23 protein-coding genes are annotated in these 25,742 nt (G+C 44.5%); 20 read left to right on the forward strand and 3 right to left on the reverse strand.

Translation table 11 applies throughout. From position 1 onward, the window contains the following. Both LZG94_RS13905 and LZG94_RS13910 read left to right on the forward strand, forming a co-directional pair. Complete coding sequence (locus tag LZG94_RS13905; protein ID WP_233792474.1) at nt 1-666, forward strand: hypothetical protein; 666 nt, start codon at nt 1-3, stop codon at nt 664-666. Between the two features lie 30 nt (nt 667-696). Then, nucleotides 697-2,841, forward strand: a complete 2,145-nt coding sequence (locus tag LZG94_RS13910; RefSeq protein ID WP_233792475.1) for a hypothetical protein — start codon at nt 697-699, stop codon at nt 2,839-2,841. 6 nt (nt 2,842-2,847) lie between these two features. Here LZG94_RS13910 and pheA read toward each other — a convergent pair whose 3' ends face one another. Together pheA and LZG94_RS13920 are read right to left on the reverse strand one after the other, a co-directional pair. Next, on the reverse strand, nt 2,848-3,921 hold the full coding sequence (gene pheA, locus LZG94_RS13915; RefSeq protein WP_233792476.1) for a prephenate dehydratase: 1,074 nt from the start codon (nt 3,919-3,921) through the stop codon (nt 2,848-2,850). A gap of 35 nt (nt 3,922-3,956) precedes the next feature. Then, nucleotides 3,957-5,828, reverse strand: a complete 1,872-nt coding sequence (locus LZG94_RS13920) for a DNA topoisomerase IV subunit B (RefSeq protein ID WP_233792477.1) — start codon at nt 5,826-5,828, stop codon at nt 3,957-3,959. Between the two features lie 267 nt (nt 5,829-6,095). Here LZG94_RS13920 and LZG94_RS13925 point away from each other — a divergent pair, with 267 nt between their 5' ends. From LZG94_RS13925 to LZG94_RS13945, 5 genes are read left to right on the forward strand one after another with little or no spacing between them, the layout of a single operon-like run. Then, nucleotides 6,096-8,630 carry an SLBB domain-containing protein gene (locus LZG94_RS13925; protein ID WP_233792478.1) on the forward strand — a complete coding sequence of 845 codons (2,535 nt, stop codon included), beginning with the start codon at nt 6,096-6,098 and terminating at the stop codon, nt 8,628-8,630. Further along, nucleotides 8,630-9,727 carry a hypothetical protein gene (locus LZG94_RS13930; RefSeq protein ID WP_233792479.1) on the forward strand — a complete coding sequence of 366 codons (1,098 nt, stop codon included), beginning with the start codon at nt 8,630-8,632 and terminating at the stop codon, nt 9,725-9,727. The genes LZG94_RS13925 and LZG94_RS13930 overlap by 1 nt, the downstream gene beginning before the upstream one ends. Nucleotides 9,728-9,731: 4 nt before the next feature. Further along, nucleotides 9,732-10,565, forward strand: a complete 834-nt coding sequence (locus tag LZG94_RS13935) for an ABC transporter permease (RefSeq protein ID WP_233792480.1) — start codon at nt 9,732-9,734, stop codon at nt 10,563-10,565. A 16-nt stretch (nt 10,566-10,581) separates the two neighbouring features. Beyond that, nucleotides 10,582-11,841 carry an ABC transporter ATP-binding protein gene (locus tag LZG94_RS13940; protein ID WP_233792481.1) on the forward strand — a complete coding sequence of 420 codons (1,260 nt, stop codon included), beginning with the start codon at nt 10,582-10,584 and terminating at the stop codon, nt 11,839-11,841. Further along, nucleotides 11,834-12,916 (forward strand): DegT/DnrJ/EryC1/StrS aminotransferase family protein, encoded by a 1,083-nt coding sequence (locus LZG94_RS13945; protein WP_233792482.1) that lies wholly within the window; start codon nt 11,834-11,836, stop codon nt 12,914-12,916. Before LZG94_RS13940 ends, LZG94_RS13945 begins: the two co-directional genes overlap by 8 nt. Nucleotides 12,917-12,956: 40 nt before the next feature. Here LZG94_RS13945 and LZG94_RS13950 read toward each other — a convergent pair whose 3' ends face one another. Then, nucleotides 12,957-13,139: a hypothetical protein gene (locus tag LZG94_RS13950; protein WP_233792483.1), complete on the reverse strand. Its 183-nt coding sequence runs from the start codon at nt 13,137-13,139 to the stop codon at nt 12,957-12,959. Between the two features lie 69 nt (nt 13,140-13,208). Here LZG94_RS13950 and LZG94_RS13955 point away from each other — a divergent pair, with 69 nt between their 5' ends. Genes LZG94_RS13955 through nagA form a run of 13 tightly spaced genes read left to right on the forward strand, consistent with a single transcriptional unit; the run spans nt 13,209 to nt 25,740 of the window. Further along, the gene (locus LZG94_RS13955) at nt 13,209-14,969 is read left to right on the forward strand and encodes a glycosyltransferase family 39 protein (protein WP_233792484.1); all 1,761 of its coding nucleotides are present in this window, start codon (nt 13,209-13,211) and stop codon (nt 14,967-14,969) included. 6 nt (nt 14,970-14,975) lie between these two features. Beyond that, nucleotides 14,976-15,674 carry a WbqC family protein gene (locus tag LZG94_RS13960; protein ID WP_233792485.1) on the forward strand — a complete coding sequence of 233 codons (699 nt, stop codon included), beginning with the start codon at nt 14,976-14,978 and terminating at the stop codon, nt 15,672-15,674. 1 nt (nt 15,675) lies between these two features. Then, complete coding sequence (locus LZG94_RS13965; RefSeq protein ID WP_233792486.1) at nt 15,676-16,335, forward strand: acetyltransferase; 660 nt, start codon at nt 15,676-15,678, stop codon at nt 16,333-16,335. Nucleotides 16,336-16,393: 58 nt separating this feature from the next. Beyond that, nucleotides 16,394-17,617, forward strand: coding sequence for a glycosyltransferase family 4 protein (locus LZG94_RS13970; protein WP_233792487.1), 1,224 nt, complete (start codon nt 16,394-16,396; stop codon nt 17,615-17,617). Beyond that, entirely contained in the window at nt 17,614-18,597 is a 984-nt protein-coding gene (locus tag LZG94_RS13975; RefSeq protein ID WP_233792488.1) for a glycosyltransferase, read from the forward strand. The genes LZG94_RS13970 and LZG94_RS13975 overlap by 4 nt, the downstream gene beginning before the upstream one ends. Continuing rightward, nucleotides 18,597-19,355: a DUF5672 family protein gene (locus LZG94_RS13980; RefSeq protein WP_233792489.1), complete on the forward strand. Its 759-nt coding sequence runs from the start codon at nt 18,597-18,599 to the stop codon at nt 19,353-19,355. The genes LZG94_RS13975 and LZG94_RS13980 overlap by 1 nt, the downstream gene beginning before the upstream one ends. A gap of 6 nt (nt 19,356-19,361) precedes the next feature. Continuing rightward, nucleotides 19,362-20,315: a hypothetical protein gene (locus LZG94_RS13985; RefSeq protein ID WP_233792490.1), complete on the forward strand. Its 954-nt coding sequence runs from the start codon at nt 19,362-19,364 to the stop codon at nt 20,313-20,315. Nucleotides 20,316-20,327: 12 nt separating this feature from the next. Then, the gene (locus LZG94_RS13990; RefSeq protein WP_233792491.1) at nt 20,328-21,215 is read left to right on the forward strand and encodes a glycosyltransferase family 2 protein; all 888 of its coding nucleotides are present in this window, start codon (nt 20,328-20,330) and stop codon (nt 21,213-21,215) included. Further along, a complete protein-coding gene (locus tag LZG94_RS13995; protein WP_233792492.1) occupies nt 21,212-22,546 on the forward strand; it encodes a hypothetical protein in 1,335 nt (444 codons plus the stop codon). Before LZG94_RS13990 ends, LZG94_RS13995 begins: the two co-directional genes overlap by 4 nt. Nucleotides 22,547-22,605: 59 nt before the next feature. After that, nucleotides 22,606-23,655, forward strand: a complete 1,050-nt coding sequence (locus LZG94_RS14000) for an acyltransferase (RefSeq protein ID WP_233792493.1) — start codon at nt 22,606-22,608, stop codon at nt 23,653-23,655. 47 nt (nt 23,656-23,702) lie between these two features. Then, nucleotides 23,703-23,999: a thioredoxin gene (trxA, locus tag LZG94_RS14005; RefSeq protein WP_215232582.1), complete on the forward strand. Its 297-nt coding sequence runs from the start codon at nt 23,703-23,705 to the stop codon at nt 23,997-23,999. 28 nt (nt 24,000-24,027) lie between these two features. After that, the gene (locus tag LZG94_RS14010) at nt 24,028-24,573 is read left to right on the forward strand and encodes a pentapeptide repeat-containing protein (protein ID WP_233792494.1); all 546 of its coding nucleotides are present in this window, start codon (nt 24,028-24,030) and stop codon (nt 24,571-24,573) included. A gap of 57 nt (nt 24,574-24,630) precedes the next feature. After that, entirely contained in the window at nt 24,631-25,740 is a 1,110-nt protein-coding gene (gene nagA / locus LZG94_RS14015; protein WP_233792495.1) for an N-acetylglucosamine-6-phosphate deacetylase, read from the forward strand. Nucleotides 25,741-25,742: the final 2 nt, after the last annotated feature.

Genomic DNA, 25,742 nt, shown 5'->3' on the forward strand with positions numbered 1-25,742 from the left:
ATGAAAAAAATAATCATTGCAGCCCTTTTTCTAGCAGGCTTTTTACCGGCTTACGCACAACAGCAGGAAGCGCCCAAGCTTTACACTCTACCGTCGCCTTTTGAGCGATATACCCACTACCTGGCTACTGCCCGCGTGATGGGAGCAGTGCCGCTGGGCTCTTTTGCAGATTCTTATATTGACAAATCTTCGTTCCGGAATGCGTCCATTTCGATTGAATGGGTTTTGAGAAACTCACCTTTTTCAATAGGCGGAGAAATTGGTTCGACCTATTTCCAGAAACGCATTCCGCGCACGCTTTATCAAAATGGTGAAGGGACGATCTCGGCGGTTCAAACGCGCACTTTGTCCCAATATCCGGTGGAGCTGTTTGGTAATTACCATTTTCTTCGTAAAACATCCATGATCCAGCCTTATGTGCAGGTGAGCGGTGGGATCAGTATTCTGGATAATGTGCTTTACTATGGAACACTGTCTTCCCAGCACCAAAAGATCGCCCCGAAATATGGGATAGGGTTGGGTTCCAAGTTCCTTTTCAAGAAAGATGGTGCTGTTGGCGTAGATGTTCGCGTCAAATATGATGGTACTGCATACAAACATGACTATATTGAAAAAGGAGTATCATCGGTTAACGGGTCGATAGGTCTGTTCTATCGCTGGTGGTAACCAACTATTGTGGTACGTAAAAACAAAATTTTGTCAAAATCAACGCTTATCTGGGCCAGTGGAATTCTGATATTTCTGGCGGGTTCCGGGCTATGGGCCTGGAACCGCTTCGGTCCTTCTCAGAACCGCCATTATCCCGAGGCTGTAAAAGGATTTCCGGTTGCCACTACTATTGATTCCGCTTCCAATGCATGCGATCTGACGGTCAGGCGGTATCGGCAGATCGGCTCTGAAATGCAGTTCGAGCTGGCCGCCAATGTGGGTGGATTAGCGCCTTATAATATCGAAATCACGCAGTCGGGCAATACGCAGAAACTGACTGATATCCCTCACCGTTACGGAACGTGGCTTACCATTCCGAAAACTGAGTTGAATGAAGGTGAAGCTACAATCAAGGTGATAAGCCTCGGGCAGCCCGGCTGCGAAACGACAGCTTCCTTCAGTTTCGATGGAAAGATCAAAAATGAGATCCCCGACAATTCGCAGTGGATCAGGCACGGGAGTAAAGATGTTTTTCTGGATGTAAGGCCGGTTTCGAAAGATGGAAAACTGTACCTGAAAGATTTTGCCAATTACAACGACGGCCGCACGAAAGTGGTGATGATCGATGGTATCGCGGTAAATGGACTGGAAAATGGCATCGAAGTGCGACCGGGTTACCTGTATTCCGTAACCGCCCGCTGGATCGACGCACCTTACAATGACTGGTGGAATGAACTGAAAAATCGCTCAGTTCGTCAGCAGAATATCTGGATATCGGGTAAAGTCGCTGAAAAAGGAGAATCAAGATTAACCCGCATTCAGATCCCAGACTGGTTTGCGCCGCCACGCGGATTGAATGTAACTTTTGACACAAAATTCCCTGAATTCGAACCTATTAAAGATAAGATCGTCGCGCAATACCGGCTCAACGATGAAGTACCTTCTATCAATTATTACAAGCGCGGGATCGGCTATCTTTTTAATACTGAAAAAGAATATCCTTCCAATAAACTGCATTACACAGCTACGCCCAATTATTTCAATGATAAAGACGAAAAATGGTTCGCGACACTGAGCAAGCAGGAAGTGGAAGCATTGGCCGGCGTACCCGGCTTCGGCGTTTATGCGCTTGACTTTGAGTTCTGGAACCAGAAGTATCCGGCTGAGGTGAAACAAAGGCTCCTTTGGTTCACTGACTATATTCGTAAAAACCACCCGGAAATGCGTTTGATGGATTACTGGGGCGGAGGTGCTTATACAAACCCACATATCAACACGGTAGGCGGCGCCAATCCGAAAGATTTTATCAAAGATTACCAGCAGCCGAAATCCAATAACCCGAATTTTGATGTGCTGCCAAACGGCGAAAGCTTGCAGAATGCATTCAATGCGACGCCGATTGATGTGTACCCAAAGCCGAATTTTGCAATGGATGCGCAGGGTAATTCACCCAACAATTTTGTATTACTGTCTGCTGTTCATTCACTGAGAATCAATCAGTTGATCCCATACCAAAAGCTCAATAAGTTTATATTCTACGGCTGGAACAGGTATATGCCGCTTTATAAAGATCCTATTAATCCCTGGAACTACCAGCTCACAGATCCCAAAGGCGAGCTGATCATGAACCAGCTGGAGATGATGCCGGCCAGTCAGGCGCTGAGCTTTTCATTGTTTTCACTTATACTTTTCGACGGTTACTATTTGTGGCAGGATGGGCCTCCATCAGGCAGCGATCCTAATGCTTACAAACTCGTAAAAGGCGGCTGGGGCTGGGGTTACGAATGGTATCCCGCCGATGGAAAAACGCCCGAAGGTGAGGTTGGAAGGAATGCAAAAGGTAAAGGCGCGCCGTGGTACTGGGATTTCCCGACGGAATATTACGCGCTGGGAAATTGGATGGCGAAGCAGGTTGAAGACGTGATCGTAGGTGGTACCGTGAAAGATCTGCCTTTTGAATTAAACGGAAACTGGGTTACCCCTAAAAAAGAACAGGCGCTCCTGGCTATTGACCAGAAGCAGCCTTTCGTTACTTCGATTGTAAGAGGGAAAAATATCGTAGTGCTCGCAGTGGACAGTTTCCAGGCGCCTACCGCAGTGAGAACTACCAAAGTGCGTTTGCCGGACGGGACTGAAACTTCCGTTGAATTGTACGGTAACTGGCCCTCACTTTATCGCGGCACTTTAAAATAGCGGCTGCTAGGAAACCTTAATGTAGCTCCCAAGCCACTTCAAATGCGTACCATATTTATGCATGATCTCCTGCACCTGAGGATCCTGCATGTGACCCAGAAATTCTACCAAAAACCAGGTTCTGAAAGCTGCTTCGCCTCTCAGCGGGCGGCTTTCTATCTTGGTCAGGTTGATCCCGCGGTCGTTGAAATCCTTTAAAAATTCGTACAAAACGCCCGGACGATTGGTATTCGGCAGGTTTGCGATAATAGTTGTCTTGTCGTCGTCGCTTTTAATATTCGTAAAGTCTTTGGCCAATATGAGAAAACGTGTCCGGTTCTGATCACTGTCTTCGATATTATCAAAAAGAATAGGTACTCCAAAAAGGCGGGCGGAAATGGATGAGCAGATCGCAGCTGCGTCCGGCTCGTCGGCTGCCAGCTTGGCTGCTTTCGAGGTCGATTCCACCGGGATCAGCTCCACATTCATTCCATCCAGATATTCGTGAATGAACTTCCCGCATTGCCGGAATGCGATGTCTTTTGAATATATCTTCTTAATATCTTTCAGACTGTCGGACTGGGAAGCGAAGGTGAAATGTACCTGTAACAATACCTCAGCCACGATCGAAAGGTTTTTCTCCCGCAGATAATCCACAGTTTCGATCACGATACCTTCCTGGTTATTTTCGATAGGTACCACACCAAACTTACTGCGGCCGGTTTCTACACTTTCAAAAACAGAGTGAATAGTCGGCAAAACCATGTATTCGCTCATTCCCCCAAACCTGCCCTCGGCCGCCTGGTGCGTAAAACTTCCTTCCGGCCCGAGGTAAGCGACTCTTTCCGGGAGTTCGAGATTGCGTGATACAGCGAAGATCTCAAAGAAAATCGCATCGATCGCCTGTCGGGTCAACAGCCCGTTATTCCTTTTTTCAAGTCTGTCCAGGATCTGCTTTTCTCTTTCCGGACGATAGATTATGGATTGCGACGAACGTTTCAGCTCGCCTACCTGCCGAACCAGCTCCATTCGCTCATTCAAAATAGTCAGCAGCTGATCATCGAGTGTATCTATTCTTTCCCTTAAATTCTGTAATTCCACAGAGTAACTTTTTGTAAAATGATATAATGCTACTATTAGCTGGCGAGTGCAAGCTCTTCGATATTCTTCTCAACTTTCAAATTATCAATTATAAAGCGCTGTCTTTCAGGCGTATTCTTGCCCATAAAATAACTAAGCAACTTTTGGATCGAAGTTTCCTTTTGAAGGATCACAGGCTCTATGCGCATATCTTCACCAATGAACCGGCCGAATTCTTCGGGAGATATTTCCCCTAATCCTTTAAAACGCGTGATCTCAGGTTTGGTGCCGAGTTTTGCGATCGCGTGCTGTTTCTCTTCGTCGCTGTAACAGTAAATTGTTTCTTTTTTATTACGCACCCTGAAAAGTGGCGTTTCCAAAACAAATAAGTGCCCGTTACGAACCAGATCAGGAAAGAATTGCAGGAAAAATGTCATTAACAACAACCTGATGTGCATGCCGTCCACGTCCGCGTCGGTAGCGATAATTATCCGGTTGAAACGAAGGTTTTCCACACCATTCTCAATATCAAGCGCGTGTTGCAGTAAATTGAACTCTTCGTTTTCGTAAACGATTTTTTTCGTCAGCCCAAAGCAGTTCAGCGGCTTTCCCCTCAAACTGAATACAGCCTGCGTCTGAATATTACGTGATTTTGTGATAGAGCCACTCGCCGAATCTCCTTCTGTTATAAATAAGGTGGTATCGTGACGCAGGTCGTTTTTAATGTCGGTCAAATGCAGCCTGCAATCCCTGAGCTTTTTGTTGTGCAGATTTGCTTTCTTGGCACGATCGTTTGCCAGCTTTTTAATACCTGCCAGCTCCTTCCGCTCCCGCTCCGATTGTTCAATTCTCTTCTTTAATGCGTCCCTGGATTCAGGATGTTTGTGCAGATAATTGTCCAGCTGCTCTTTTACAAAATCATTGACGAAGGTGCGGACTGTGGTACTGTTCGGGTCAGGCGTGATCGTACTGGATCCCAGTTTTGTTTTGGTTTGAGATTCAAATACAGGTTCCTGCACGCGGATCGCCACAGCGGCACTGATCGACGAGCGAATATCTTCCGGCGCATAATCTTTGCCAAAATGCTCTCTCACAGCCCGCACTACTGCTTCCCGGAAAGCCACGAGGTGCGTTCCGCCTTGCGTGGTGTACTGGCCGTTTACAAAAGAATAATATTCTTCCCCATATTGGTTACCGTGCGTCATCGCAAACTCGATATCCTCTCCTTTTAAATGTATGATTGGATAGCGAATCGATTCTGCATCCGTTTTGCTTTTCAGCAGGTCGAGCAGGCCGTTTTGGGAGATATATTTTTCTCCATTGAAATTAACTGTCAACCCCGCATTCAGATAGCAGTAGTTCCAGATCATGCTATCCAGGTACTGCGGAATGTATTTGAAGTTCTTAAAGATGCTCGAATCCGGCTCAAATAAAGTATGTGTGCCGTTTCGCTGGTTGGAAGGCTGCTCTTTTGATTCACGCAGCAAAGCTCCCTGCTCAAACTCAGCGACTTTTGATTTCCCGTCGCGGAACGATTGTACCTTGAAATATTGGGAAAGCGCATTTACCGCCTTGGTACCTACCCCATTCAAGCCGACCGATTTTTGAAACGCGCCGGAATCATATTTCCCGCCTGTATTAATTTTCGAAACACAATCCACCACTTTTCCCAGCGGGATACCTCTTCCATAGTCCCGTACTTCCACCCGATGCTCCGAAATTTTGATCTCGATGGTCTTTCCATTACCCATCATATGTTCATCGATGGAGTTATCGACGATTTCCTTGACTAATACGTAAATACCATCATCAATAGACGAGCCGTCCCCTAATTTTCCAATATACATCCCCGGCCTTAATCGTATGTGCTCCTTCCAATCCAGCGATCTGATACTATCCTCGTTGTATTGAACGTTTGTACTTTCCATTTTTATAATTATTCTTTTAGTCGTATTTCTGAATTTGAATATTGTATTTTAATAATTTCAGTTTTTTGTCGTTAGGCTGTTATACCTTTGCGCGGATAACAAGAGCCCGATTACTAGAATTTGTTTAAAAATAGGAAAAATCTAATTTACTTTGCTATTACATACACATCCAAATACGACGCTGCCCGGATTCCAAAATCAAAAATAGTAGTCTAAAAGATAGGTTTCATGGATTTTCAGCATTTCAATAGTACAATAATTCTTCATATGAACAGATTCAGATTTACTAAAAGTTATAATTCCTTATTTCTTTATTTTCTGACTTTTCTCATTTCTCTGCCAGCAATATCTCAGGTAACACCCTCAGCTCCAACAATTCAGGCTCCTGCCTCTCAAGGATCTCAGGGAGGCACGCAGCAAACCGGACCGAGAAGTACCACAACGGGAGGTCAGCAAGGCAATACTCAGGGAAACCCAAATGCACCTCAATCGGGTCAACAAAATGGTCAACAGCCTGGTAATCAACAAGGAAACCAGCAGGGAAATGACAGCCAGTCTAACGATAAAAGCAAAAATCCAGCCAATCAGAATGGCCAAAATGGCGAACAGAACAGTGACCAGAGCAAGGTTAATACCTCCACTTCCACCACACTGACACCCGAAGAACAGGAAAAAGAAGCATTCCGCCAGAAGATATACGGTTACTCTATTTTTGCCAATAAGAATCTGGATCCAATCCCTGATTTACAGATCGCTACACCTACCAACTATGTGGTTGGGCCTGGTGATGAGCTGAACATTTACATTTATAACTACGCAGAAAGTACTTATGAAGGCGTGGTGAACAAGGACGGGAATATCCTAATTCCAAGGGTCGGACCGGTGCAGGTTGCAGGGCGCACGATCGAGGAAATCAGGAAAATTTTGATCGATAAATTTGCCAAGTTCGTTCCGGGGCTACTCGGCAGCGGAGGCACCACAGCCCGTACCAAATTGATGGTAACCCTTGGGAATATCCGCTCAGTGAAGGTATTTGTGACCGGGGAAGTAATTAATCCCGGAACATATGAGGTATCATCGCTTTCATCTGCATTCAATGCGCTTTACCAGGCCGGCGGGCCGAATGAAATTGGATCTTTCCGTGATGTGCGTGTAGTGCGGGCTGGAAAGGTAGTGTCGCATATGGATATCTACGATTACCTTGTTAACGGTAAGATTGAAGGAGATATACGGGTTCAGGACAATGACAATATTGTAGTTGGCTATTATCTGAAACGTGCGGAGATAACTGGTATGGTTAAACGTCCGGGTATTTACGAATTGAAAACTGAGGAAAAGCTGGGTGATGTTATTAAGTATTCAGGTGGATTCCAGGATAAGGCTTATCGCGAAAGACTTAAAATCCAGCGGATTACTTCTAAGGAAAGAAAGCTGCTGGACGTTTCGGAAAGCGAATATGAGAATTTCGAAATCGCGACTGGTGACTCTATTAATGTAGGTACCGTTTTGGATCGCTACGAAAATATTGTGACGATTGAAGGAGCAGTAATGCGCCCGGGTGATTTTTCGCTAGACAGCAGCCCTACTCTTAAAAAACTGATTGAAAATGCGCAGGGATTAAGAGAAGACGCTTTTGCAGGCCGGATCAATGTATTGAGAACAAGAGACGATCTGACTCTACAGAGTATCCCGATGAATTACGTGGATCTGATCAATAATGTAGTTCCCGACCTCATTCTTACCAGACTTGACCAGGTGATTGTTCCGTCCAAATTCGATATGGCTGAATCGGCTTATGTGAGTGTGGAAGGCGAGGTTAACAATACGAAGATCGGTATCAACGAAGGCAAGTTTCCATATACTTCCGAAATGACGCTGGAAGACGCACTTGTTCAGGCTGGCGGTCTCCGCGAGTCGGCTTATACCTCTGAGGTAGAAGTTGTTAGGCGCAAGCGAAACGGTGTTGCGGGTACTGCCAATGCGCAGATATCGGAGGTTTTTAAGTTCGACCTGAACAGAGACTTATCACTTGGCGCTAAAGCGACTAATTTCCGTCTCCTTCCATTTGACCAGATCATTGTCAGGAAATCGCCGAATTATGTAGAACAGCAAACTGTATTTGTCGAAGGTGAAGTACTGGTAACCGGACCGTACACGATCATTAACAAAAACGACAAGATCAGCGACATTATCAAAAGATCAGGCGGGTTGACGGAGCTTGCGTATCCTGAGGGAGCAACCTTACTTCGCCGCACGATCGTGAGAGACCTGGAAGAGCCTACTGACTTTGAACAGGCGGAGATCACTGAAAATAGTATCAAGAAAGGTACAATCCTCGGTGACGTTCCTAATGTCAAGGAAGAGAAAATTGGTATTGTGTTGAAAAATATCCTGAAAAACCCAGGATCATTCGAAGACCTGATCGTACAGGAAGGAGATATTATCCGTATTCCAAAACGTCTGGAAACAGTTCAGGTAGCAGGATCGGTATTGTATCCTACTACGGTTAAGTACGGCAAGGGAATGTCGTTTACGGACTATATTTCTCAGTCGGGTGGCTTTACTGTACAGTCTCTCCGTAAAAGCTCTTATATTAAATATCCTAACGGAAATATAGACCGGACAAGAAGATTTCTTTTCTTTAACGTTTATCCGAAAGTTGAGCCGGGATCGGAGATTTTTGTACCTGTAAGAGCTGCTCCTGGGTTGAACACGCAACAGGCTATCTCGACGGCTACCGGCTTGCTGAGCTCGGTTATGGGATTAATAGTAACAGTATTGGCCTTTCGCTCAATAAGATAATGTCTCAAACACTCACCCCTGCGCGACCGCAAGAAATTCCCGATGACGAACTATCTCCGAAGGAAGTAGTTGAAAAAGTTATCGTTGTTAAAGATGCCATTATCCGGAACTGGAAAATGATCCTATTCTTACCGATCATCGGTTTTGGAATCGGATATGCATTGGATACTTATGTAAAAAAGGCGAACAAGTACGAGGCAAACGTAGTGTTTAACTTGGGGGGCGGAAGTAGCCAGGGCGCGGGATTCGGTGAAATGGCCGGGTTACTCGGCCTGGGATCTGCTCCGGATGCGAACATTTTCACAGGTGAAAACTTCTTCTACTTCGTAAAATCACGTCCTGTCTTAGAACGTAACCTGATGAAGGAGGTAGAGATCAATGGAAAAAAAGAGATTTTTGCTAACTTTTTTATTGATTCCAGCGGCATCAAAACGTCTGAGTGGGAAGAAAGACCCGATCTGCAAAATTTTCATTTTGTATCGAACGATCTGAAAAAACTGGACAGGACTTCCAGGATCATATTGAATGAGATCGTTAAAAAGGCTGGCGACGCAACGGAGATCGCTTCACTGGATCGTAAATCTTCATTTATTTCGATATCAACCCTCATGGAAAATGAGGCACTGGCAGGTATGTGGGTAACTACACTCCTGAAAACAGTCGAAGAAATGTATACTGAGAACCAGACGCAGAAAACCAGAAAGACACTTCGTCTCCTGCAACACCGGGCCGATTCACTAGCGAGCGTACTCGGTATTGCTGAGCATAAACTGGCAAGACAAATGGATTACAGCTCGCAAATCATGCTGCCGGAAGCCAAGGTTTCTACCAATAGTATGGAGCGAAAATCGACATTCTTGCAGCAGCTTTATTATGAAGCGATGGCGAACGCAGAAAAAATGCAGATGTCGTTGGTACGTGAAGCCCCACTTTTCACAGAAATTGAAGGCATTAAAGTACCTCTTGATATGAAACAGGAGGATAAGAGAAATGCGAAGATTGGTGCACTTGCAGGATTAATGATCGCATTGATATTTACATATTTTAGAACAGTATTCAGTACTCCTGCTACCACAGTCAGGGTAGAACGAGCGTAAAAAAATGGCGGCGCAACACACGACTACAATTAAGGCAGGCGGTTCTGAAAAGGACTATTGGAAAGATCTCTGGCTGCACAGACAATTACTTTGGATTTTATCCAAAAGGGATATCTCAGTTCGTTACAAACAAACGTTACTGGGTGTCGCCTGGAGTGTGCTCCGGCCGTTTATGACGATGACTGTTATGGTTTTCGTATTCAGTTATGTGGCTAAAATAGACAGCGATCCTGGTGTCCCCTACCCTTTAATGGTATTGAGCGGACTTACGATCTGGACATTCTTCTCGAATACATTTCAGCAGATCAGCAATAGTATTTTGCTCAATTCAAACCTGGTATCGAAAGTATATTTCCCACGGTTACTCATGCCGCTCAGCTCTATCGCCGTCGGTTTTGTAGATTTTTTGATCGCACTCGGCATATTTATCGTACTTACTCCATTCTTTGACTACACGATAAGCTGGCAGATCATATACATTCCTTTCTTTGTTTTACTTACATTTATTACATCGATGGGCTTCGGATTGTTCTTTGCAGTGCTGAACGTTCGTTTTCGTGATATCGGCCAGTTAATTCCGTTTTTAATCCAGGTTGGCATGTACGTGCTGCCGGTTGCCTATCCAAGCTCGCTTGTGAAAGACACCTGGTTTGAAAAATATTACAACCTAAATCCCCTTGTGGGCATTATCGGCGGGTTCCGCTGGTGCCTGCTGGGAGAAAAATCGTATTTTAATCCACAAAGTTTGTACTCGACGGTGATCATTTCCTTTTCGATTCTCATATTATCTTTGATTTATTTTCGAAGAAAAGAGAACACGTTTGTTGATCACATTTGAAAAATTACGCTAAGGCATGCCTGTAATTGTAGCTGAAAATATCAGTAAGAAATATATCATCGACCACCAGCGCAAAAGTGGGTCCTCGGGCCTGCGTGATGTTGTTTCGGAGACGGTCGATAAACTATTTTCAAGAAAGGAAGCGCAGGACGATTTTTCAGAGAAAGAAGAATTCTGGGCGCTGAAGGACATTAATTTCAGCATCGACCAGGGCGACCGTATCGGTATTGTTGGTCATAATGGAGCAGGGAAATCAACTCTGCTCAAAATTCTCAGCCGCATTACCGAACCGAGTACGGGCCAGATCAAGATCGAAGGCCGTATTGCCAGCTTGCTCGAAGTAGGAACAGGTTTCCACCCGGAGCTAACCGGAAGAGAGAATATCTTTCTGAATGGCGCGATCCTGGGAATGGCGAAAAGTGAGATCCGCGAATCTTTTGACGCGATCGTCGATTTCGCCGGCGTTGAAAAATTTCTCGATACACCTGTCAAAAGATATTCTTCGGGTATGTACGTGAGATTGGGTTTCGCCATCGCAGCTCACCTTAATCCTGAGATCCTGATTGTTGACGAAGTTCTGGCAGTTGGAGATACTGAATTTCAAAAGAAGTGTCTTGGTAAAATGCGGGACGTTTCGGAAAGCGGTCGTACGCTGATATTTGTTAGCCACAACCTGACCGCTATTCAGGCACTTTGCAATAAATCGTTTTATTTTGAAAAAGGACGGTTGATCGACCAGGGTGAAACGACGCATATCGTTACCAACTACCTCAGCAAAGTATCACACAAAAGTCTCGACAAACATTGGGACACTATTGAAAGTGCGCCAGGAAACGATCAGGTACGTGTGAAACGCTTCAAATTATTTCCTGAGTATCAGGACGATCTGAACCATATTGACGTGCGGACACCTATCAATTTCCAGTTCGAATTCTGGAATCTGGTAGAAGGCGCAAACCTGAACCTGAGTATGCATTTATACACCTTTACCGGTGAATGTATATTCAATGTGGGCACACAATCCGAAAGCTTCCCAAAAGGGTTGGTGACCGGAACCTGCGAACTGCCAGGAAATTTCCTGAACGACGGCTCGTATGTGGTTTCCATGATGATCGTAAAGGACACAAGTACAGTGCTTTACAACATGGAAGAAGCCCTGGTATTTGATATTGAGGACTACCGTGAAAATGTTACCTGGTATGGCAAATGGCCCGGATATATTCGCCCTCAACTTAATTTTTCCATTCGCCAAACTGAACACGTAGTGAATGATTAATGTCACTAAAACCTTTTTGCCTGACAAGGAGGAGTACATCAAGTATGTCCACGAAATATGGGACCGCGGATACATTACCAACAACGGGCCTGTATTACAGCAGCTTGAACAGGAACTGAAAGACTATCTCAACGTCGATCACCTTTATTTTTGTGGAAACGGGACGATCGTTCTTCAAATTGCGATCAAAGCGCTTGAATTAAAAGGAGAAATTATTACAACCCCCTTTTCTTACTGCGCGACTTCCAATGCAATCCTTTGGGAGAATTGCACGCCCGTTTTTGTAGACATTGACGCTCAAACATTTAATATAGATCCGACCCTCATCGAGGCGTCGATCACCCCGGCAACTTCTGCTATCCTTGCAACCCACGTTTACGGGAATCCCTGTGATATTGAAGCGATTGAAGCTGTGGCCAAAAAGCACAATCTCAAAGTCATTTATGACGCTGCGCACGCATTTGGCGTGACTTACAAAGGTAAATCGCTCCTTTCTTACGGTGATATCAGTACATGCAGCTTTCACGCAACAAAAGTTTTTCACACGATTGAAGGCGGGGCGTTGATATCAAATCATCCTGAACTGGACAAAAAGCTGCACTTGCTGCGCGCGTTCGGTCACCAGGGCGACGACCTTTATTTGTATGCAGGCATCAATGGTAAAAATTCAGAATTTCACGCCGCAATGGGGCTGGTGAATTTGCCTCAGGTACCAAATATTATCCAGGCAAGGAAAGAAGTTTTTGAAGCCTACGATAGTTTGCTGAACTGGGATGTTCTTTCCAAACCGTTGATCAGCAGTGATATAGAATACAACTACGCCTATTATCCTGTTGTATTTCCTTCAGAGGAAATGATGTTCCGTGTAATGGATGCTTTGCGTGAGCAGGAAATTATTCCGCGCCGCTACTTTTTTCCTTCTTTGAATACCCTTTCTTTTATGCCGCGGCAATTTGCTTGTCCGGTTTCTGAGGATATCGCATTAAGAGTGTTAAGTTTGCCTTTATACGTCGGCCTGCCTTACTCAGACATCGAGCGCATATCCGGCATTATCAACGGTCATTTATCACCATAACCGCATGGTACTCTTTTATTGGCTCGCCTTTTTCCTCTTTTTATACGGTATAGGATTTGTTGCAAAAAAGGTTGCTCAACCCTCTCTCACTGAGTGGCTTATTACCTGTTTTGTTCTTTTCGCAGGAAGCATTATTCCCAGTGGTTTTATTCTTTCCGCCCTCGATCTCACCGCCAATGTATACGCGTGGATCTTTGGGAATTTCTTCATTCTGCTTCTCCATTTTTTGCTGTGGTCGTATCTAGGTAATGCATCTCCGGGTTACTCTGTTAGGGCAATTATATCAAATAGGTTGACTGTTTTCAAATCCTGGTCGCGGGAGCTTTCGCCCTATTTAAAGGCCATTTTCCTGATCATGTTCTCGACGTTCGCTTTTATCGCGATCACGAATCTGATCCTGGTACTTTTTACCGCACCAAATGAATGGGACAGTATGACAGGCCACCTCAACCGGGCCGTGCGCTATATTCAGCATGGAACCATGGCGCATTTTGGTGGGACGAACTGGAATATGGATACCTATCCAAAAAGCCTGACAACGATCCAAATTTACAGCTATTTGATCAGCGGGAATTTTGAAAATGCATTCAAGCTGATCCACCACCTCTCCTATTACATTTCGCTGGTCGCAGTATTCGGGACATCGCAACGCATAGGCAGAAATTTGTCGGCCAGCTTCTTCTGCGCATTGGCTTACAGCCTTTTCCTGGACTTTTTAATGCAGGCAATTTCGACGGAAACGGATATTGTGATGACCGCTTACCTGAGTTGTCTGCTCTATTTCCTGTTCACTTACTATTCCACCCGGGCCAACAAATACCTCTACATCTCCGGAATGGTTTTCGGTATTGTTTTCGGACATAAAGTAACTTTTGCGCTACTATTGCCTTCGGTTTTTGTGATCATGCTTTATACCGTTTTCCTGGCTCCTGATCTCAAAACGTTCTTTGGTAGATTTGTAAAGCTTGCCGTGTCCATTTTCGTGGCGATGCTCATTTATACTTTCCCAACCGGCTATATCAAAAATATCATGGTTTTCGGCCACCCGATCGGGCCGCCTACTTCTTTAAAACATCAATCTGTTGAAAGAGCCGGATCGGTATCAAACCTGTTAGAGCAGGGGAGCCGGAATATGGTAAGGTATGCTTACGATTTTTTCAATCTTGATGGTATCCGGAATGCACAGTGGGGTTATAATCTGAATACTACGATCAGAAAGCCGATTGTTGCGCTTGAAGACAAGCTGCGCATGCGCCTGGACGAAGAGACAGATTTCTCAATCCTCCCTTTTTCGATGCAGCGTCGGTTCCAGAACTACAATGCGAATCCTTACTGGGGCGTATTTGGTTTTGCGCTGACACTTCCGCTGGTATTACTTGTTTTGGTGCGTGTATTCCGATCGCGGGTGCATTGGTTTCTGGCACTAGCATTCTGTCTGCATTTTGCTACGCTCTCCTATTCAGCTCCTTACGATCCTTTTAAAGGGAGGTATTTCATTGAAACCGGATTATTTGGCGTTCTTTTTCTGCTGCTGCTATTTTCACATCACCGCCTTTCAATTACAAAACCCCGGCGCAATATCTGGAAAGGTTATGTATTGGTAGTGGTCGGTCTGGCTTGTATTTCTGCGGTGATGTCGGTGTATCTCAATGTACGCTGTCTTCCGTTGCCAGCTTACGGGCACGAATCTGCGCTGAAAACAGAGCGCATTGAATTCCAGACTATTGCCCGTCCCGATATCACAAAGGCATACCAGACTTTCGATTCGATTGTGCCGGCGAATGCAACAGTAGCATTAGCGACTATTAATGATGATTTCGAATATCCCTTGTATGGAGCAGAATTATCACGTAAGCTGATCTCAATTCACCCTTTTGAGAAAGGGCTGAAACCTATTCCCAAAGAAGCTGACTACCTTTTTTACGCAAGAAGTGTTGTGAACGATACCAGCAAGATCAGGGCTCTGCCTACTGATATCCGCCTGGGCTCAGACACTACAATGACCAATCTGGATGTAAAAGGAGAAGATTATTATCTTCGGAAACTCAAATAGCTTCAAATGACAATTGCTATCATGCAGCCCTATATATTTCCCTATATAGGATACTTTCAGCTTATCAATGCCGTCGATAAATTCATTATTTACGACGATGTGAATTTTATAAACAAAGGCTGGATCAACAGGAATAACATGCTAGTGTCGGGCAAAGCGCACCTGTTTACAATTCCGTTAAAGGACGCGAGCCAGAATAAGCTGATCAATGAAGTGGGGTTATTGACCAATGAGCCCTGGCAAAAAAAGTTTCTGAAAACCGTTCAGCAGTCTTACCAGAAAGCCCCCCATTATCAAAAGGTTTTTGTTCTGATAGAAGAAATCGTAAATTTAGAAGTCAGTACTATTTACGAACTGACCCTGCATGCGCTGATTAAAACCTGCGCTTTCATGGAAATAGAGACTGAAATAATCCCTTCCTCAACGATCTATCAAAATACAAACCTGAAAGGACAAGACAGGATTCTGGACATTTGTAAACAGGAGAATGCCACGCATTACATCAACCCGATCGGTGGAATGGAGTTGTACGACAAAGGCAAATTTGAGAGGGAAGGGATAAAGCTTGACTTCATTAAAAGTCTTCCGTACCCATATACTCAATTTAAAAATGCTTTCGTACCTTGGTTATCGGTAATTGATATCCTGATGTTCAATAATCCAGAAGAGATCCGGGAACAACTGAAAGCTTACGAATTAATTTAGAATGGCCAAGATTATCATATTTGGAGTACTCGACACGGCAGAACTTGCACACTACTATTTAACTCATGACTCTGAACATGAGATAGTTGCGTTCACAATCAATCGCCAGTATATAGATCAGGAATCTTTCAAAGGATTGCCTGTTGTTGCATTTGAGGACGTGGAAACGCTCTTCTCTCCCGCAGAATATTCATTTTTCGCCCCGATGACCGGCCGCAATATGAACCGGAACAGGGAGGCTATTTACAACGAAGCCAAAGCAAAAGGATATCAGTTCATATCCTATATCAGTTCCAAAGCTACTATTTTCGATAAAAGTGTGATCGGCGACAATTGCTTCATATTGGAAGACAATACGATCCAGCCTTTTACGACAGTCGGTAATAACGTGGTAATGTGGAGTGGAAATCACATCGGTCACCACGGCCAAATCAAAGACCACGTATTTTTTACGTCACACGTAGTTCTTTCGGGACATTGTGTGGTTGAATCCTATTCGTTTTTCGGCGTAAACAGCACAATCCGTGATTACACTACGATCGCGCAGGGCACGCTGGTGGGAATGGCTTCGGCGATCACGAAGGAAACGGAAGAATGGGGGATATATGTCGGAAATCCGGCTAAAAAAGTCCCTGGCAAACTAAGCCACGAAGCATACTGATATATTGATTCTGTGCTGACCATGTGAGGTCCGTAGTTTGAGATAGCGATAATTGTTAATGGAGCAAAAGAAAATATTATTCGTCAGTCACGACGCGAACCGGGCGGGAAGCCAGCTGCTGTTGTTACAGCTGCTGAGGCTTTTGAAAGAACGGGGCGTCCCGATGCATCTTTTGCTTTGCAGTGGAGGAGAGCTGGAAAAAGAATTTGAAGAAGTCGTGACCGTAACGAAGCTCTACCAAAATTACAAAGTCGCTCCCACGCCTTTTACCGGAAAGCTGCTTAAAAAGGTATATCTCTATAAATTTTACGAAGAGCGCACGGTTCAGCGAGGCACAGACCGAGTTGTTAGTGAACTCGAAATGCAGAATATCGGCCTTGTTTTCATCAATTCAATTGCCAATGCGGGCGTTTATCACGATTTCCTGAAATTCCTGCACAGAATTCCGCTCGTATTGTTTGTACACGAACTGGCTATGTCGGTCAAAATGTACTCGCATGAAAAGCACCTGGCTTTCATGCTGCGAAAGGCCGACCACCTGATCGCGGTATCACATGCAGTCGCCAACTATTATGTCAGAAAATATGATTTTCCTTCTTCACGCGTAAGCACATTTACGCTGATTGACCACGAACATATTGATGAGAAGTTACGGACAGTTCAACACGATTTACTCGAAAGAACGCACAAAGTCCCGGCCGACGCGATTGTGATCGGTGGCTGCGGAAATGCCGAATGGCGCAAAGGAAATGATATATTTAACTGGATTGCAAAAAGAGTAATTCACAAAACTCAGCCGCTGCCCGTCTATTTTGTGTGGGTTGGCGCAGGTCCGCAGCACGAGATCTATGAACTCATCGAAAGCGATATCCGCCTGATGGGGTTAAGTGAAAAAATTATTCTGATCCCTCCTACTCCGCACGCGCTCGACTATATTGACCGTTTTGATGTACTCTTGCTCAGTTCCCGGGAAGATCCGTACCCGCTTGTGGTACTCGAAGCTGCACTTCTGGAAATTCCGGTCGTGTGTTTTGAAGACGCTGGCGGCGCGCCGGAGCTGATTGAAAGTGACGCTGGTTTTGTAGTGCCCTTCATGGACATTTCTGCTGCTTCCGACGCAGTTATCCAATTAATTCTTGACCCTGCATTAAGGGATACAATGGGGCAAAATGGCAGGAAGAAGGTATTACAAAGGCATAATACCGAGAAAAGCATCGGCAGTATCGAGGCTATCATCCAAAAGTACCTACCTTTACAGGTTTCGGAACAGCATAATCAATGACCATTGCCTTTACCATTTGCTCAATCAACTACCTAGCCCAGGCGCGAACGTTAGGAGATTCCCTCAAAGCCACGAATCCGGATGTAAAATTCTTCATCGGGCTCGTCGACACATTGGAGGGAATCGCATTCGAAAGTTCGTACACGCCTGATTTCCCGATGATCGAGATTGATAAGATCGAAATAAGGGATTTTCAGGAAATGGCTGAGCGATACAATATCACTGAGCTCAACACCGCGGTAAAGCCTTTCTATTTCACCTACTTTTTCAAACACTATCCTGAGGCGACAGAAGTTATCTACTTCGACCCGGATATTATCGTTTTCCAGCCTCTCACTGAACTGGTAAACTCGCTGCAAAAATACAATGCAGTAGTTACGCCCCACATTATAACGCCAATCGAAGACCAGCTGACTCCCAATGAACTGCACCATTTGAATACGGGCGTGTACAACCTCGGCTTTGTGGCGTTCAGTCGGAGTGAACAAATTGCGCAGTTTATAGCTTGGTGGGAAGAGAAATTAAGATACGAATGCCTGATAGATCTTTGTAACGGGCTTTTTGTAGATCAGAACTGGATGAATTTCTTGCCTGTTTTTGTACAAAATACATTAATAGAAAGGAACCCCGGATACAATGCAGCTTATTGGAACCTGCACGAACGGACATTCAATAATATTGATAATCAATTCATTATTAATGGTCAGTTTCCGCTGATCTTCTTTCATTACAGTGGCTATGATCCTGCAAAACCCGATATATTGTCCAAGTATCAGGACCGTTTCGAATTAGCCGACCGCACCGACCTTACCGAGTTATTTGCTATTTACCGGAATAGCCTCTTATCAAAGGGAAACGCATATTATAGAAAATTCCCTTGCGCATATATCAAGCCAGTGCCGGTTCGCCGTTACCAGCGGGTGCGTAAATTTCTCAAAAAACCCATCCATTATGTGATTGGTCAGCTCGAAACATTCTGATGAAAGAGCTTGTATCCGTACTCATCCCCATTCTGAATCCCGACATTAATCCGACGGAAGAAAGGCTATTACACCATTGTCTCGAAACGTTACATAAGTATCCGCTCATTTTCATCACATTCGAAGGCGCCGACCTTTCCATTGTGAAAGAGCACAACGAGGATATTGACGTTATTTATTTTCCGAAAAAATACTTCCAGTCCCGCGATCACCTCGCTTCCCTGTTTTTAATGGAGGATTTTTACGACCGGTTCAACTGGTGTGAATTCCTGCTGATCCACGAATTGAATAGTTGGGTTGTACGTGATGAGCTCTATTATTGGTGCAAGCAAGGGTACGACTACTTAAAAGCGCCGCCCTATTTCGCAAGCCCGGAAAGTGCACCGGACACGATCATAAAAAGGCTTTCAGGACTAACTACTGAGGAAAAAATACTGTTCGGAAAGGGTTATACGGATAATGGACTTTACCTTTGTCGGATTGAGCGAATGACGAAAACGTTGCAAAACAAGCGGAAAGAGGCTTATCAATACAGGCACGAAACGCGTTTGCAGCACGCTGACTCAGTTTTCTGGGACCTCGAAGCTAATCGTTTCTGGCCGCAACTCAGGAAGCCGACGAATATCGTTCGCAATCATTTTGCCAAAAACGTTCAGCAAATCGGTAATAGCGATGCTCTACCTTTTGCGCTGACGGGCATTTCCCGATCCAATATCAAGGAATTGTCTTATTTTAAAACAATGCCGGAAGCCGATTGATCTTAAATGAACATTATATATACAGTCTGTAACAGGACAAATCTGGCTCACGCACTTAATTTGGCAGATTCGGTTTCCAAACGCGAACCGAATGCTGTTTTTTACCTTTGCTGGGTCGACGCGGCGCCGCTGAAAGAACTGCCTGCAAATATTCAGGTTATTGACATTTCAAGAATAGGTATTCCGGCCTGGGAAAACTGGGTGCTCGACTATTTTGATTTCGAAGTATTGGCAGCCGCCCGCTCGTTTGTAGCGAAATGGTTGTTAAATCAGCACCCCGAATGCACTCTGCTCACATTCCTTGCACCCACAGTTGAGCTGTACCAGTCGATCGATGCCGTTTTAGAGAATGACATTGACTTTTATCTTACTCCCAACATTCTCAAACCACTTGCTAAGTCAGACGTACTCGACGATAAAAGGATTTTGAATGTAGGAATGTTTCATTCCGGAAGCTGGACTTTGAGAAATACCGAAGCGACCCGCAAAACGCTGGATTGGTGGAGCAGCCGGACACTCGACAGAGCTGCATTTGACCTTTGTAACGGAATGAATATGGACCAGCTTTGGATGAACTACATTCCGGTTTGGATTCCGAAAACAAGAATAATCCCGCACGCAGGCTGGCATTTTGGTTTGAACGCAATTTTGAATAAAAAACTTTCAGGAAATAAAGGGCAATATACAGTTGACGGAAATCCGCTTATTTCCGCTGATTTCACAGGATTGACGTATTTCGATGCGGTTTGGTCCAATCATGAAGCCCTGGCCGGACAGAACGATACATTTCAAAATTTGCTGAAACAATACACACAAAACCTTCAAAACTACCGGAAATATCTGCCCGAATCACATCTGCCCGTTTACGGAAAAGTGCCCGACATTCGCAGATACCGCGTTTTACGAAATAATATCGCCAAAAAACTTACGGCTGTTACCGAATATATTGATCAGTTCTAAAAACAGGATGCAATGCATTTCCTAGAAAAAAACACACATGAGCTGCGCAAATTTGTGTCCGGTTTACAACTGGATGTAAATGCAGCGGCAAGCAATGCGAAAAACCTGCCGAAGCTGACGATTATCACGCCTTCCTACAATCAGGCGCCGTTTCTCGAACGCACGATTCTAAGCGTTCTTAACCAAAACTATCCGAATTTGGAATACCTGATCGTCGACGGCGGCTCGACTGACGATAGTGTTGAAGTCATTAAAAAGTACGAAAAATACATTACCTGGTGGGTTTCGGAAAAAGACAAGGGCCAGGTAGACGCTATTAATAAGGCGCTTAGAAGAGCAACCGGCGACTATATCAGTTTCCAGAATTCGGACGATGTATATTTTCCAGGCACTTTCAAACGTTTTGGAGAGGCAGCCGCGCAGTACAAGACCGATATTCTCTACGGAGACTTGTACATGATCTCAACCGACGACGAAGTGACCGAGCTCCTGAAAACAACCTCTTTTGATTTCGATTGCCAGATTTTGGAAGGAATGCAGATTCACAATCAGTCGTTGTTTTTCAAGCGGTCGCTCGTTGAAAAGTATGGTCTCTTTGACGAAAGCTACCGTTTTGCATTCGATTACGAGTTTGTAAGTCGGTACACCGCCAAAAAAGGAACAACTACAAAGAAGATCGACGGACTTGGCGGTGCATTGCGCGTGCATGCCGACGCTAAATCTTCGACCATCGCGCACGTGGGAAGCGAGGAGCACAAGCGGGTGCAGGAATTGTACATTTCTACGAACAGTTCGGCGCTAGTCAACAAAATCAAGTATCTTTGGTGCCGAACCAGGAAAATCGTTTATTTCATTTCCAGGTTTGATTTCAAATACATTAGTTACAGATTTTCTAGATGAATTGGAGCTTACTTAATGTAGCTAATAATTTTACTTATCTCAGATATTCGCTGGGCATCGCTATGATGTTCAACGGGTTTCCGCTGATATTTTTTATTAGGGATACATTGGGTGTGGGACCTGCAAGCAGCATTTTTACCGCTATCTTCTTTTCATTTGCACTGATATTAATGGTGCCAATGCACCTTTTCAAGCGACTTTACAAGCCGAATATCATTCTGCTGAACCTGGGTCTGGCGTTTTTGTTAATGGCGCTTTACTACTTTATGTTTTTTAATAATGTAGGAAAATCAGTCGCCGACGTCGGAAACTTCGCATTTACATTCGGCTTCATTGTGCTCTTAATGCACGTTCCGAACGATGTGAAGGACACGCTGGTAATGATCATTTTTCTCCTCTCGTTTTTTACTAATATCACCCTTGTTTACTCGCTGATCACGGATCCAAACTGGACTCCGGGGATGCGGGCAGCGGTCAATTTTGCCAACGAAGGAGCCCAGCCAGGTGGTAATCCGCACATTACAGCCCGAAACGGGATCGTATGTATGCTCACCGCATTGATGATGCTTGGCAATACAAAGAACCTCTTAACCCGGATATTTCTGTTTTTCTCGGTGCTTTTCGGACTCGGTGTGGTGGTTATGTCGCTTGCCAAATCCAGCTATCTTGGTTTGGGTCTCGCCGCTTTCGCTTATTTTATTTTCCGGTTCAAATTTTCAAATATCACCTCTGCGATCGGGAATGCATTCAAACTTCGGAACTTCATTTTCATTGCGATTATTCTGGTTGGAATTAATTACTTCCTGGCGCGCTACGGCGATATTCTGAATTTACTGCTGGGTTACTGGGATATTTTCCAGGACCGGATCATGAACGTGATCTTTACCTCAACCGGGGTCCGCCTTTCGGAGGAAGCCGATGTGGATTATTCCGCTATGGGCCGGGTAAGCGGGTTTGGTGAATTTATGGAAACGATCTTTTCGTGGGAAGTATTTCTAGGCCGTGGCTATAAAGCCGATTACCTCGATGTACCTATCCTGGAAGCCTGGGTGGATCAGGGAATTTTCGGATTTCTTTTCTTTGCGGCCTTCAATTTCTTTCTCTTTCTCTTCGCAATCCGCGAAATCCGGAGGTATACCAACCCGCTCAGCACATTTCTCGCATTTTTCTTTTTGTCGATGATGGTACTGCTCGTTACCGGCGGAAGACCCTACGACATTGCATTCTGGTTCCCTTACGCGGTAATGATCCGTTTCCTCGGAATCCGCTACCTTGATAGTTACCAGAAAAAGAAGGCGGCCACGCGGCTTACCACGGTTGCCACCACCTAAATCATTCCATTTTCCGATCGCTTGCTTTACATGCACCCCGGCAAGTCAAAATCATTCTCATGAAAGGCAGAGTTGAACAATTGGACGGACTTAGGGGCATATTTTCGGTACTGGTCATCGCTCATCATCACAATGCTTTTAAAGACCATTATCTCTATAATAACTTCTTTGTAATCAATGCGAGCCTTTTCGTTGATTTTTTCTTCGTACTCAGCGGCTTTGTAATAGCCCTGAATTACGTAAACCGCATTCACACGGCGGGCGATTTTTTTCAATTCCTCAAAAAACGTTTCATCCGGCTTTATCCGCTCCTGTTCTACACAGAAGTGATTTTCGTATTAGCCAACCTACTGGGCGACCAGAGTTCGATGAAAAACGTCGGCAGCCTTGGGCTCTCCTACTACTTTTACACTGCATTCGACGCACTCACTTTCATGGGTTCCACGCCCGTTTTCGGCTCGTGGATAAGCAATAACTACCCTTCCTGGTCTATTTCTGCTGAAATGATTTCCTATGTGGTTTTCGGATTGGTGATCCTTTTGGTACCAAAATTCAAGTACCTGTCTTTCATATTAATCACGATCTTGTCTGCGGTTTTTATCTATTCAAGAGGCGAATATCTGCTGGCTTACGATTATGGTTTTGTTAGAGGTTTACTCTGCTTTTGCCTCGGCATATTCACGCATTTTATTTTAAGTAAAAGAACTTTTCATCTTTCCGCACTGGAAATCCCTTTCCTGATCGTACTGCTGTCCGCCATGTACCTAGTCCATTATTTGGACCTGAATCTGTGGAAGTTGATCTTTCCGCCGCTCTTTTCGGCAGGTATTGTCATTTTCGCCAGCTCGAAAGGAATCGTTACACAAATGCTTTCCACCAAGCCTTTTCAGTACCTCGGTAAAATATCCTACTCCATTTACCTCAACCACGCATTGGTACTCATATTCGTCAACGTGGTGCTTTTCAGGTTTTTGAAATCACAACCCACAGATTTGATGATCGCTATTTCACTCACTTCTTCCATTTTACTCACCATTATCTATTCTCACTTTACCTACGAATACGTAGAAATGAAGTTTGGGAAATTTTTAAAGGAAAAATTGAGTTAGTTATACAGGATACATTCACTTTATCTTGAACTAAAAAACTCAAAATCATGGCAACTTTCGCAGAACTGATCAATGGAAATAAGCCTGTTCTGGTCGATTTTTCGGCCGAATGGTGCGGGCCCTGTAAAATGATGAAACCGATTCTGGATCAGGTAAAAGCCGATCTGGGAGATTCTACTACGATTATTAAAGTCGATGTTGATAAAAATAAGTCGGCCGCCAATGCATATAAGATCCAGGGTGTACCGACATTGATTGTCTTCAAAAACGGCAAACCAATGTGGCGCCAGTCGGGTGTGGTGCAGGCTGATCAACTAAAATCCGTCATTAAGAAATACCTTTGATCTCTTCTCTTACCAATACTTAAACCTTTTGGAATCAATCAATAACGTCGATTTCACGGAGCGAAAACCCGTGGAATCTGCCTACGAGCAGGTTACATTCAATAACTGCACTTTTTCAGACTTGTCGGGTATCGACTTCATGGATTGTGTTTTTAAAAACTGCAACCTGAGCAATGCCGAAATCAAAAACTGTAAGATCTCGGATATTACATTCAGCAATTGCAAACTTACCGGTGTCAATTTTTCGGAAGCCAAAGACTTTGCATTTGCAGTTAAGTTTGAAGAATGCATTCTCGACTATGCGATTTTCGAAAGAAAAAAACTGAACAAATCCTTTTTCACAAAGTGCAAAATTCACGGCGCTGACTTCACGCAGGCCGATTTATCGAAAAGCAAAATCCACGATTGCGACCTCTGGGACGCGGTTTTTATTAATACTAATCTGGCCGGTCTGGACTTCACAACCTGTAAAAACTTCACGATCGATCCCACTTCCAATAACATTCGCAAAGCCAAATTTCGGTCCTCCGACCTCGCCGGGCTATTGACAAAATTTGATATTATTATCAAATAGCGTTTTGAAGCGCTGCTCATTTTTTGTTTCTTGATATCGCCATTTTCTAAACCGCTTATGTCTTTCCAATTATTTGCCCGCAGAGTATTTACAGGATCCGAAGTACTTGAAAATCAGTCCATCAAAATCCTGGACGGGCAGATTGCGGGAATGGAATATGCAGAAGCCGGTCCGCACGAAATTCGCGTGGACAATCTGGCACCCGGTTTTTTTGATAGCCACATTAACGGGGGCGAAAAGTACTATTTCACGGAACGCGCTGATGAAGAGACGATTGAAGATATTTACTCAGCAAGTTTAAAAACCGGCTCAGCCTACGTGCTGCCAACCCTTATTACTTCTCCACACGAAAATATCCTGAAAGGTATTGAAGCAACTAGAAGTTTTATGGAGAAAAACCCCGGTTCAGGCGTGCTGGGAATGCATTTGGAAGGCCCGTATTTGAATCCGATCAAACGCGGCGCACATTTGGCAGGATTTGTTAGAAAACCCTCGAATGACGAGTTGGAAGAAATTATCCGGCTTGGAAAAGGGGTAATTCGCCTGATTACGATTGCGCCGGAAATGTTCACGGAAGAACAAATCCAGATGCTGCTGGACTCGGATATCACAGTTTCTGCCGGGCATTCCAATGCAACTTATGAAGAGGCTACCAAAGCATTTTCGCAGGGTATTAATCTGGTCACGCATTTATACAATGCAATGTCAGCTTTCGGGCACCGAGCTCCCGGACTTGTAGGAGCTACTTTTGACACTGAGTCCGTATACGCGCCGCTGATTATCGACGGCGTGCATTGTGATTTCGGTGCGGCAAGTGTTGCTTACAAGATCAAAAAAGACAAACTTTTCCTGATTTCCGACGCGCTGTTTCTGGGCGAGAAAGTGACAGAATTCAAATGGGGCGAATTCGATGCTTACCTGAAAGACGGCCGCTATACCAATTCCGACGGTAACCTTGCCGGCGCGACCATTTCTCTTCCTGACGCAGTCAGAAATGCTGTCGAAATCATTGGAATACCTTTGCAGGAAGCGATCGAAATGGCAACGATACGGCCGGCGAAAGCTTTGAATTTGGCGAATAAAATTGGTCGGGTGGATATTGGTTACCCTGCTGTTTTCACCACTTTTGATAATGAGCTTAAAAGTTTTGAAGTGCTGAGATACTGATA

It is taken from the genome of Dyadobacter sp. CY343 (genome assembly GCF_021390335.1).
In the GTDB taxonomy this organism is placed as follows: domain Bacteria; phylum Bacteroidota; class Bacteroidia; order Cytophagales; family Spirosomataceae; genus Dyadobacter.

Coding starts and splice junctions, on each gene's coding strand:
- LZG94_RS13905 (WP_233792474.1), top strand. CDS start 1: ATGAAAAAAATAATCATTGCAGCCCTTTTTCTAGCAGGCTTTTTACCG.
- LZG94_RS13920 (WP_233792477.1), bottom strand. CDS start 5,828: ATGGAAAGTACAAACGTTCAATACAACGAGGATAGTATCAGATCGCTG.
- LZG94_RS13925 (WP_233792478.1), top strand. CDS start 6,096: ATGAACAGATTCAGATTTACTAAAAGTTATAATTCCTTATTTCTTTAT.
- LZG94_RS13930 (WP_233792479.1), top strand. CDS start 8,630: ATGTCTCAAACACTCACCCCTGCGCGACCGCAAGAAATTCCCGATGAC.
- LZG94_RS13935 (WP_233792480.1), top strand. CDS start 9,732: ATGGCGGCGCAACACACGACTACAATTAAGGCAGGCGGTTCTGAAAAG.
- LZG94_RS13940 (WP_233792481.1), top strand. CDS start 10,582: ATGCCTGTAATTGTAGCTGAAAATATCAGTAAGAAATATATCATCGAC.
- LZG94_RS13945 (WP_233792482.1), top strand. CDS start 11,834: ATGATTAATGTCACTAAAACCTTTTTGCCTGACAAGGAGGAGTACATC.
- LZG94_RS13950 (WP_233792483.1), bottom strand. CDS start 13,139: ATGGAGAAGCAGAATGAAGAAATTCCCAAAGATCCACGCGTATACATT.
- LZG94_RS13960 (WP_233792485.1), top strand. CDS start 14,976: ATGACAATTGCTATCATGCAGCCCTATATATTTCCCTATATAGGATAC.
- LZG94_RS13965 (WP_233792486.1), top strand. CDS start 15,676: ATGGCCAAGATTATCATATTTGGAGTACTCGACACGGCAGAACTTGCA.
- LZG94_RS13970 (WP_233792487.1), top strand. CDS start 16,394: ATGGAGCAAAAGAAAATATTATTCGTCAGTCACGACGCGAACCGGGCG.
- LZG94_RS13975 (WP_233792488.1), top strand. CDS start 17,614: ATGACCATTGCCTTTACCATTTGCTCAATCAACTACCTAGCCCAGGCG.
- LZG94_RS13980 (WP_233792489.1), top strand. CDS start 18,597: ATGAAAGAGCTTGTATCCGTACTCATCCCCATTCTGAATCCCGACATT.
- LZG94_RS13985 (WP_233792490.1), top strand. CDS start 19,362: ATGAACATTATATATACAGTCTGTAACAGGACAAATCTGGCTCACGCA.
- LZG94_RS13990 (WP_233792491.1), top strand. CDS start 20,328: ATGCATTTCCTAGAAAAAAACACACATGAGCTGCGCAAATTTGTGTCC.
- LZG94_RS13995 (WP_233792492.1), top strand. CDS start 21,212: ATGAATTGGAGCTTACTTAATGTAGCTAATAATTTTACTTATCTCAGA.
- LZG94_RS14000 (WP_233792493.1), top strand. CDS start 22,606: ATGAAAGGCAGAGTTGAACAATTGGACGGACTTAGGGGCATATTTTCG.
- trxA (WP_215232582.1), top strand. CDS start 23,703: ATGGCAACTTTCGCAGAACTGATCAATGGAAATAAGCCTGTTCTGGTC.
- nagA (WP_233792495.1), top strand. CDS start 24,631: ATGTCTTTCCAATTATTTGCCCGCAGAGTATTTACAGGATCCGAAGTA.